At 43.2% G+C, this 8926-nt stretch carries 10 protein-coding genes; 2 read left to right on the top strand and 8 right to left on the bottom strand.

All coding sequences use genetic code 11. The features are described from left to right. Window positions 1-81: 81 nt before the first annotated feature. Both ACFFAP_RS02250 and ACFFAP_RS02245 read right to left on the bottom strand, forming a co-directional pair. Window positions 82-570 carry a pentapeptide repeat-containing protein gene (locus ACFFAP_RS02250; RefSeq protein WP_104907206.1) on the bottom strand — a complete coding sequence of 163 codons (489 nt, stop codon included), beginning with the start codon at window positions 568-570 and terminating at the stop codon, window positions 82-84. 159 nt (window positions 571-729) lie between these two features. Continuing rightward, entirely contained in the window at window positions 730-864 is a 135-nt protein-coding gene (locus ACFFAP_RS02245; RefSeq protein WP_375509694.1) for a hypothetical protein, read from the bottom strand. A 1042-nt stretch (window positions 865-1906) separates the two neighbouring features. Between ACFFAP_RS02245 and ltrA the strand changes: the two genes are divergently transcribed. After that, window positions 1907-3760 carry a group II intron reverse transcriptase/maturase gene (gene ltrA, locus ACFFAP_RS02240; RefSeq protein WP_375509693.1) on the top strand — a complete coding sequence of 618 codons (1854 nt, stop codon included), beginning with the start codon at window positions 1907-1909 and terminating at the stop codon, window positions 3758-3760. Window positions 3761-3927: 167 nt separating this feature from the next. Further along, a complete protein-coding gene (locus ACFFAP_RS02235; RefSeq protein WP_375509692.1) occupies window positions 3928-4923 on the top strand; it encodes a YgfZ/GcvT domain-containing protein in 996 nt (331 codons plus the stop codon). Between the two features lie 111 nt (window positions 4924-5034). On the opposite strand, the gene ACFFAP_RS02230 is transcribed toward ACFFAP_RS02235, so the two are convergent. The 6 genes from ACFFAP_RS02230 to ACFFAP_RS02205 all read right to left on the bottom strand — a co-directional run bounded on the left by ACFFAP_RS02230 (window position 5035) and on the right by ACFFAP_RS02205 (window position 8748). Continuing rightward, window positions 5035-5277 carry a hypothetical protein gene (locus tag ACFFAP_RS02230; protein ID WP_375509691.1) on the bottom strand — a complete coding sequence of 81 codons (243 nt, stop codon included), beginning with the start codon at window positions 5275-5277 and terminating at the stop codon, window positions 5035-5037. After that, window positions 5274-5474: a hypothetical protein gene (locus ACFFAP_RS02225; RefSeq protein WP_375509690.1), complete on the bottom strand. Its 201-nt coding sequence runs from the start codon at window positions 5472-5474 to the stop codon at window positions 5274-5276. The genes ACFFAP_RS02230 and ACFFAP_RS02225 overlap by 4 nt, the downstream gene beginning before the upstream one ends. Before the next feature lie 54 nt (window positions 5475-5528). Further along, window positions 5529-6488, bottom strand: a complete 960-nt coding sequence (locus tag ACFFAP_RS02220) for a DUF5331 domain-containing protein (protein WP_375509689.1) — start codon at window positions 6486-6488, stop codon at window positions 5529-5531. 48 nt (window positions 6489-6536) lie between these two features. Next, the gene (locus ACFFAP_RS02215) at window positions 6537-6875 is read right to left on the bottom strand and encodes a ferredoxin (protein WP_375509688.1); all 339 of its coding nucleotides are present in this window, start codon (window positions 6873-6875) and stop codon (window positions 6537-6539) included. 101 nt (window positions 6876-6976) lie between these two features. Beyond that, a complete protein-coding gene (locus tag ACFFAP_RS02210) occupies window positions 6977-7951 on the bottom strand; it encodes a cysteine synthase A (protein WP_375509687.1) in 975 nt (324 codons plus the stop codon). Between the two features lie 212 nt (window positions 7952-8163). Further along, window positions 8164-8748, bottom strand: a complete 585-nt coding sequence (locus ACFFAP_RS02205; protein WP_375509686.1) for a Uma2 family endonuclease — start codon at window positions 8746-8748, stop codon at window positions 8164-8166. Window positions 8749-8926 lie beyond the last annotated feature (178 nt).

Genomic DNA, 8926 nt, shown 5'->3' with positions numbered 1-8926 from the left:
GTGTTGGGGTTGGGGTATTAGGGACTTTTGCAAGAGGTCTATTGAATAGTAGCTTGATATGGAACTTGCTTTATGGAAGTTTTAACTGCTGCTATTCCTAATACTGCCGTCTGGCATGATGGTGTTGTGGAAAATAACTCTGCTAAGGTTAGCTCCTTCAAGATTGGCTCCAGTCAAATTAGCCTGTCGCAAGCTAGTATCCCTAAAATCAACGCCTTCCAAGTTAGCTCTAGTCAGATTAGCCCTGTAGAACGTAGTGTTTCCAAATCTAGCTTCTCTCAAATCGGCTTCGGTCAAGTTAGCACAATTGAGACTAGCTCCACGCAAGTCAGTTCCCCTGAGATCAGCTCGGCTCAAATCAACACTATTAAGGCTGGAATCGGTCAAATAAGTATTCCACAAATTAACACCTATCAAGATGGCACGAGATATCTCGAATTGTTCCAGCCTAGTACCACTCAAGTCGGCACCACTAAGGTCAACAGCGTACAAGTCGTCCGCACTGATTTCAATCCCAGAGAAGTTCCGCTCTCCGGCTGCATAACGCCTGAGCAGTTCTTTTTTATCCATAGTTCAACTCCTACATCAATTAACCTGTATAGGACTTTCCTATAAAATATTTGCCTCAGTAATTGCACTGTCATAATCAAGGCGATCGCACCCCATCCTAATCAACCAATCATCACACTACTCGCATTGAAAGAAAGCTATATGAACAAGCCTGAAGAACTAGAACAGAGGCAGTACTAATAAAGATACCAACAGATACATTGCGATCGCTCGAAAAAGTTGCAGATAATCGAGATATATCACCTCAAGCCTTGCTAAAGTTAAGTAAGTCGCGACAGCTTTAATATTTTTCACAAAATCACAATTTTCATCAATAAAAAAATGATTTTGCTAACCACAGCTTTAACATTCTTCACAAAATAACGATTTTCATTAACAAAAGAATGATTTTGCTAACCACAGCTTAAATGTTCTTTACAAAATCGCGATTTTCATCAACAAAAGAATGATTTTGCTAACCACAGCTTTAATTTTCTTCACAAAATCGTGATGTTGATAAGATTTTGATTAGACGTTAGAAGAAAACCGGAGGTAGATTGAAGCCGCAAACGCTTATTTGCGTGCGATTCGTTCAGTCGAAACCTGAATAGGGGGATGACTGGCAATGGTTGAGTAACCCACTATGGGTAGAGTTCGCACTTTAATCCTCAACCAATGACAACTCACTATCCATGTAGGTGAGGAAATCTAGCCGAGCATTAGCTCAGACAGCTAGAGGATAAAGGGAAAAAAGATTTAAGTGACTGAACTTGAATTATAACCTAATCCAAAATACACCAAGTCCTACTGTCTCGGTGCGGGATTTAAAGCACACAGCGCCCTCTACCGCAAGGTAGATGAGGAGTTTCCCCTGTATCTGGACTGACAACCCAGAGACAGAAGCGGGAGTGAAAGCAGTTAAGGCGGTAATAACTGAAAGCGCAAGCTGCTAGCAAGAGTCTATGGGTAGAAAGAACGAAGTGTCGTATGAACCACCGTTAAGCGTTGCCAAGGGTAATAAGCTAGTGGTAAACAATCCACGCCCTTGGGTCGGAAATAACCGACAAAGGTAGAGACTATCAGGATTACAAAACCGTGATAGCGCACCACTCTTACCCTCGATGGAAAGACACACCCTAACGACTTGAAATGGATAGTGGGAACGAAGTAACTCCCTCGTATGCTCCTGATAATGGTAACAGGTAGGTGTCAAGCCACAAGCAACGATGGAGCAGGATGGTTCAAAAAGCAAAAGCCTAACCCGAATTAACGGGTAATGCCTAAAAAGGGATGGCGTAACTGCCGGGATAAGCAGACGTGAACCGCAGTGTGGAAATAGCTGGAGGTATAAGTAGCCATGAACAAGCCTAATTCGGATTCAATAATGAATACCAAGGGATGGAAAACAATCAATTGGCGACAAGCCGAAAGATTTGTTTTTAAGTTGCAAAAACGCATCTATGCTGCTTCTTGCCGTGGTGATGTCAAGCAATGCCGTAAGCTCCAAAAGACGTTGATGAGGTCTTGGTCTAATAGGGTGTTAGCGGTACGACGGGTTACACAAGATAACCAAGGTAAAAAGACGGCAGGTGTGGACGGTATTAAATCACTGCCCCCAAAAGCACGTCTTGAACTGGCAGGGCAACTAAAACTTACTGGAGAATCCAAACCTACTCGTAGAGTATGGATTCCAAAACCAGGAGGAGAAGAAAAACGCCCATTAGGAATACCCGTAATGTACGACCGCGCACTACAAGCCGTAGTAAAAGCTGCGCTTGAGCCAGAATGGGAAGCAGTCTTTGAACCAAATTCTTATGGCTTTAGACCCGGAAGGTCATGCCACGATGCGATAAGACAGATTAAACTCTGTATTCAGAGCAAGGCTAAATACGTATTAGACGCAGATATAGCCAAGTGCTTTGACCGTATCAATCATGAGGCACTGCTCCAAAAGTTGAACATCAAGGGGAAAATCAGGCGACAAATAAAAGCTTGGTTAAAATCCGGGGTGATAGACAAAAGTGCCTTTACTGCTACATCTGAGGGCACGCCACAAGGTGGGGTCATCTCTCCATTATTGGCAAACATAGCTCTCCACGGCATAGAAGAAAGAATAAAACAGGCATTCCCCGAAATGTCACATACAAGAAGGGAAACCTGGTATCACAAAAAGGGTACGGAATTTAAGTCCCCCAATATTATCCGCTATGCTGATGATTTTGTGATACTTCATGAAAACAAAGCCGTTGTCCAAAGATGCCGAGAAATTATCTCGGAATGGTTAAGTGGCATAGGACTTGAATTAAAACCTGAAAAAACACGCTTAACCCACACATTTAATTCAGAGTTAAGCGAGGATGGTAAAGCAGGATTTGACTTTTTAGGTCATCATATCCAGCAATACCCTGCCGGAATATACCGAAGCAATAAAACCGCCGAAGGTAAAATATTAGGTTTTAATACTCTCATCATCCCATCCAAGAAGGCGAGTAAGGTTCACCTTGAGGATGTAGGAAGAATCATCACAAAACATAGGTTTTCTCCCCAAGTGACACTAATAAAAGACCTCAACCCTGTTATAAGGGGATGGACTTCCTATTATTCAAAATCCGATGCCGCAACGGTCGGAGAATTAGCAAAACAAGACAACCTCACATACCTGAAACTTCGACGATGGGCAAAAAACCGTTGTGGAAACATTAATGATGGTCACATCAAATATTGGAGTTCCATAAAAGGTGATAACTGGGTATTTGCAACCAGGGAAGGAACTGCGAACACCTTCCGGTTACTAAAACATAGACAGGTTGAATGCAGTAGCACTGACTATGTAAAAGTTAAAAGCGATAAAAGCCCCTACGATGGCGATACAGTTTATTGGAGTAAAAGACTAGGAACACACCCCCAAATGCCTAATCGTAAGGCTAAGTTGTTAAAACGACAAAAGGGTAAATGTCCTTGGTGTGGATTATACTTCCAGGAATGGGATGTGATAGAAGAAGACCACATCATCCCCAGAGCATTAGGCGGCAAGGATGAATACAAAAATCTACAACTATTGCATCGGCATTGTCACGACAAAAAGACCGCAATTGACTTAAAAGAAATTCGGAAGAAAGACCACTCTAAATTCCTTGAGAAATTATCTCAATTCTGGGAAAAAGTTGACTGGGAGTGGATAAATGATATTCCGTCTTACAAAAAGAGTTAAAGGTCAGGGAGTCCGATATGACAAAATGGATAACACACTGAGTAGCCGTGTGCGGTGAAAGTCGCAAGCACGGTTCCGAATGGGAGGGGTGATGCAGTAATGCACACCTCGACCCTACCTAAGATTTCCAGTGCGACAACATTCAAACAGGGCAACTTCTGATCGCTATGCCAACATCTACACTTGACGATAAAGACGCAGCAGCTATCCAAGCCGCCAGAGTTGGGGTTGCAATTTGCGATCGCACCGCCTGGGGACGGATCAAAGTAGCTGGCGACGATCGCCTCAATTTCTTACACAACCAAAGTACTAACAATTTCCAAATACTCAAACCAGGACAAGGTTGTGATACGGTTTTTGTCACTTCCACAGCCAGAACAATTGATTTAGTAACCGCCTACGTTAGAGAAGATGCGGTAATCTTGCTGGTTTCACCTAACCGTCGCCAGTTTTTGATGGAATGGCTGGATAAATATATTTTCTATGCAGATAAGGTGGAATTATCTGATATTACCCAATACACCAACACCTTCAGCCTGATTGGCCCAGGAAGCGATGCTGTTTTAGAAAAGTTGGGTATTGGCGAACTCATCGGCCAACCTTATGGTAGTCACCAAGTATACACGATCGCTCCGGCTGAGGGCGTGCGGATTGCTGTGGGTAGCGGGTTAGCTGCACCCGGATACACTTTTACTTTCCCCTATACTGATAAATCTTCGGTGTGGAACAAATTGTTAGAAGCTGGGGCGGTAGAGATGAGCGATCGCGCCTGGGATGCTTTGCGAATCTTACAAGGCCGCCCCGCCCCAGATGCGGAACTCACAGATGATTACAATCCTCTAGAAGTTGGTTTGTGGCAAACAATTTCTTTTAATAAAGGTTGCTATATTGGGCAAGAAACTATTGCTCGGTTAAATACATACAAAGGTGTAAAACAACACCTTTTGGGTATAAGACTCACTGCTCCTGCGTCAGTTGGAAGTGCGATCGCAGTTGGAGATGAAAAGGTCGGCAAACTTACCAGTTACACCCAAACGGCTGATGGTTACTTTGGACTAGGTTACATTCGCACCAAAGCTGGTGGCGTGGGGTTGAAAGTGCAAGTGGGAGAAACTGAGGGTGAAGTCATAGAAATCCCGTTTGTTTCTCACGATTACCCATAAGTAATTCCAAATTCAAAATCTAGTATTAGCTGCTCACATTAATATTTTGCTGTGAAAGCTAAGGATTGCTGCCACTACTGTGACTTGCAATTGTTTAGCAATCCCCTGTCACTAGGCCACATCTTTAACCCAGTTAATTCCCTCTCCACACCAGTGAACCAGCAACCAACGATTAGAATCCTTATCCAATGCTGGTAGGACACGGAAGTTAAAAACTTCTTGCCACACTTCCACCCCATACTGGGATACAAAATTCGCCTCCAGTTCTTTAAACTGTTGCCACTGGCGATCGCCAATAGCGGTCAGCATGGGAATGATTGTGGTGATTGGGATTTGGGTAGCTACAGGTATCATCCAGGGTAATCCTCAAAAATACAAATAAATGGCATAGGTGGTTTTTTGGTATTGATGATTTTAACCAACCGCTTACCTTTCCTTCTGGCTAGCGCAAAACAGGCTAATTCTGTTTCTGCTGCTGACCAATCTCTTTCATCCGTTATCGGGTCAAATTCTTCTTGGTCTGGGTTCTCTGATGGGGTGTCATTGCTCACGCCTCTGTTTTTTCCTGCTTCTGGAATTATTAGCAATCTGCTCTAGCGCCTCCTTTATCTATTTTGCATCGGAGATTCCAATAAAATATCTTCTTCTTTATTCCTAGCGCCATAACAAAATTCATCTACCCAAGAAACTATACTACGGGCATTAGTGGTTGCTAGATTCACTTTGCTCTTAACATCTTCTGGTTGAATATTCGGTTGTTTGCTGTTGCTTTTAACCTCAGTAGTAATTGCTAGCGATCGCACTGGTTTACCATTACTGTTAATCTCAGTGGTATTTGCCAATGATGCGCCCACAGGGATTCGGACAGATGGCGCGTTACTTTTAAGCTCACTAGCTAATGCCATAGATGGCATAGTTTTGGCTTTGCTGTTAACCTCAGGAGTCATTGTTAGCGCAGAGTGTGATGTCTGACGACAAGCTGCAAAGCCGCTATGTAGTGGTTGATATTCGCTTAAAAAACCGGAGGATGGCGTTTTTACCGGAGTGTCTGGAGCAATTTTAGTAGCAAATGCAACTACCAACTTCGGTTTGCGTATGCGAACTACCTCCTTGATAGCTGTAATTAATGGCATAAGTTTCTCAGCGCGTAACAAGTTGGAATTTAGAGTCTTGGCAAGAGAATGAAGCGCAATCTTGCTGGCAGTTACAGCCGATGACAGATATTTATTCTCAGAATGCTTCTCATCTGGCGACTCGCTTTCAACTTGGCTTATAGCCGTAGAATGGTCTAATTTTATTAAACGTAACTCTTCATCAGGATTGAAGTTAAGACCTAAAGCGGCGACTATTTTATCTGGATCGTTATTCAGATCCAGCATAAAAGCAAGTATTTCATCAAACTGGGGTTCTAAAACAGAGAGTGTTGCCAAAATAAAACCGGACAAAGGACGGCGCAGACCATCGTAAGTGCCCCAAATTCGCATTTTGACCAGCCAGGAAATATTTTGCTCGTAGTAACTCAGCCACTTTTGTTTTAAGGATTGACGCAGCTGTTGGATATTCATTGAATGCCTCACTTCAGTCAACAGGATTGCAGACATTGATATTGTTAATTAGTTTGATTTCTGGGGATGAAACCGATAATAGAGCATCTGTTGGACTGTTTGACCACCTAGCAAATGATTTTCTATCAGTAGAGATACTTCATCGGGTTGAACACCGCTATACCAGACCATATCGGGTAATACCAGTACCATCGGCCCATTGCCGCATTGTCCCAAACAGCTGCTAGCCGTTACCGTTACACCAGGGATTGGCAAAGCTGCAAATGCTGCTAATACCTTGGTTGCACCTTGCTTTTTGCAAGTGCGATTTTGACAAACCCGCACACATCTGGGAGAAGAGGGTTGGTCTATTGTGGGGAAGTTTGATGGTTGAGTTATGTTTGACATTTGTCCTTTGTTCTTTGTTCTTTGTCATTTGTCCTTTGTCATTTGTCCTTTGTCAAAAGTCGGAAGCTAATGACTAATGACTAATGACTAATGACTAATGACTAATCTATTGAAAGTCCTTTTGAGGCTAGCCATTCAGGGTTGAATATCCGCGACTGATAGCGGGAACCACTATCACATAAGATGGTGACAATGGTATGTCCTGGTCCCAACTGCTTCGCTAGGGCAACAGCTGCGCCAACATTAATACCCGTTGAACCGCCCATTAAGAGTCCATCTTTCCTCAGCAGTTGGTAAACTACCCGTAAAGCTTCTTGGTCATCGATTTGAATGGCATCATCAGCAGGTGCGCCTTCCATATTGGCTGTGACACGACCATTACCGATACCTTCGGTGATGGAATTTCCTTCTATATTGATTTCGCCGGTTTTGACATAGCTATAAAGTCCACTACCCAATGGATCGGCAACAACGCATTTAATTGCCGGATTTTGTTCTTTCAAGTACAACGCCACACCAGCATAAGTACCACCAGTACCAGTTGCAGTTGTCCATGCATCTATTTTACCATCTGTCTGTGTCCAAATTTCTGGCCCTGTGGTTTCGTAGTGGGCGCGACGGTTGGCTAAGTTATCAAACTGATTCGCCCAGATAGCGTTTTCCAACTCAGCAGCGACTCTGCCAGATAGTTTGACATAGTTATTTGGGTCTTTGTAGGGTACAGCAGGGATGGGACGAACTTCTGCGCCTAGTGCTGTTAGCGCGTCTATTTTTTCTTGTGACTGAGTATCGGGAATAATAATTAGGCATTTGTAGCCTTTGGCGTTGCAAATATGCGCCAGCCCAATGCCAGTATTACCAGCAGTTCCTTCTACAACTGTGCCACCGGGTTTGAGTAAACCTTTCTCTTCTGCGTCTTCGATGATATAAAGTGCGGCACGGTCTTTGACGGAACCGCCAGGATTGAGAAATTCAGCTTTAGCGAGGATTTCACATCCTGTTTCTTCACTGAAACTGTTTAAGCGAATTAGGGGTGTGTTGCCAACAGCACCGACGAAGCCATTCTTAATATCCATTTTGACTATACCTGTGTGAGTATCTATAAAAATTTTGGCTTATTGGGGTGGCAGAATTTACAACTTATTTGCCTAAAATCCTATGATGCCTATAGACCAGCCTTTTCAAGGTGACTGGTAAAATCTATTTTTTTCCCCCTGCACCCTCCGCGTCTGGGCGGTTCAAAAGTCTTTTATTTAATCTTATTAGGCACAGAGAACACAGGCGTACACTACCAAACTTTACTCATATTCAGAACAAACCCAGGTAATACTGATTCACCGCTAACAGTCGCGGGATTTTCCAGACATTCCTCTGGTACACCAGGACGATAAATATAGACTCGGCGATGCTTGCGGTCAATTAGCAAGCCTAGCTGTACTCCTGGCTCGCTCATATATTCCTCCGTTTTTTCCTTCAACGGTTGGAGGTTATCAGAAGGCGACCTCAGTTCAACTACAAAATCTGGACAGATGGGGGCAAATCTTTGCTGTTGTTCTGGGGAGAGAGCATTCCACCGTTCCAGTTTAATCCAGGAAACATCAGGTGATCTATCTGCACCTGTTGATAGCTTAAATCCTGTGCTGGAGTCAAAACAAATACCTCTCCCGTCTTTTTCTGCCCAAACATATAATTGACCAGCGATGCTGAAGTTACGATTACCTGTCTCTGAACCAGTGGGGGGCATAATTGATATTTCTCCAAATTGATTCCGCTCAATGCGTAATTCACGATTAACCTGACAAAAGTCAAAAAACTGCTCGTCTGTCATTTGCATTGAGGGAGGAATTTGCACAACTAAAGGGGATGAAAACATGATGATTTCCTCTAGGTTTTGCTGTCTACCCGACTGGCTTGTATTTCTTATTCTTACGCAAGTCATTCTTTTAGTGAGACGGTAATATTCGTTTTCACCACAATTTTCTGGAAAGCAGGTGCATTTTGTGGTATCTAACTCCAGCTTAAGTTTAGCAGGCAATGAAAATTAAAATAGT

The sequence above is a fragment of the uncultured Nostoc sp. genome (assembly GCF_964245575.1).
Classification (GTDB): Bacteria; Cyanobacteriota; Cyanobacteriia; order Cyanobacteriales; family Nostocaceae; genus Nostoc.
Note: the sequence above shows the minus strand (reverse complement) of the source record. Positions and strands in the feature narration are given on the sequence as shown.

What these genes read in the sequence shown, in the direction of transcription:
- ACFFAP_RS02210 (WP_375509687.1), bottom strand. Translation starts at nt 7,951, where the DNA reads ATGGATATTAAGAATGGCTTCGTCGGTGCTGTTGGCAACACACCCCTA.
- ACFFAP_RS02215 (WP_375509688.1), bottom strand. Translation starts at nt 6,875, where the DNA reads ATGTCAAACATAACTCAACCATCAAACTTCCCCACAATAGACCAACCC.
- ACFFAP_RS02220 (WP_375509689.1), bottom strand. Translation starts at nt 6,488, where the DNA reads ATGAATATCCAACAGCTGCGTCAATCCTTAAAACAAAAGTGGCTGAGT.
- ACFFAP_RS02205 (WP_375509686.1), bottom strand. Translation starts at nt 8,748, where the DNA reads ATGTTTTCATCCCCTTTAGTTGTGCAAATTCCTCCCTCAATGCAAATG.
- ACFFAP_RS02230 (WP_375509691.1), bottom strand. Translation starts at nt 5,277, where the DNA reads ATGATACCTGTAGCTACCCAAATCCCAATCACCACAATCATTCCCATG.
- ltrA (WP_375509693.1), top strand. Translation starts at nt 1,907, where the DNA reads ATGAACAAGCCTAATTCGGATTCAATAATGAATACCAAGGGATGGAAA.
- ACFFAP_RS02250 (WP_104907206.1), bottom strand. Translation starts at nt 570, where the DNA reads ATGGATAAAAAAGAACTGCTCAGGCGTTATGCAGCCGGAGAGCGGAAC.
- ACFFAP_RS02235 (WP_375509692.1), top strand. Translation starts at nt 3,928, where the DNA reads ATGCCAACATCTACACTTGACGATAAAGACGCAGCAGCTATCCAAGCC.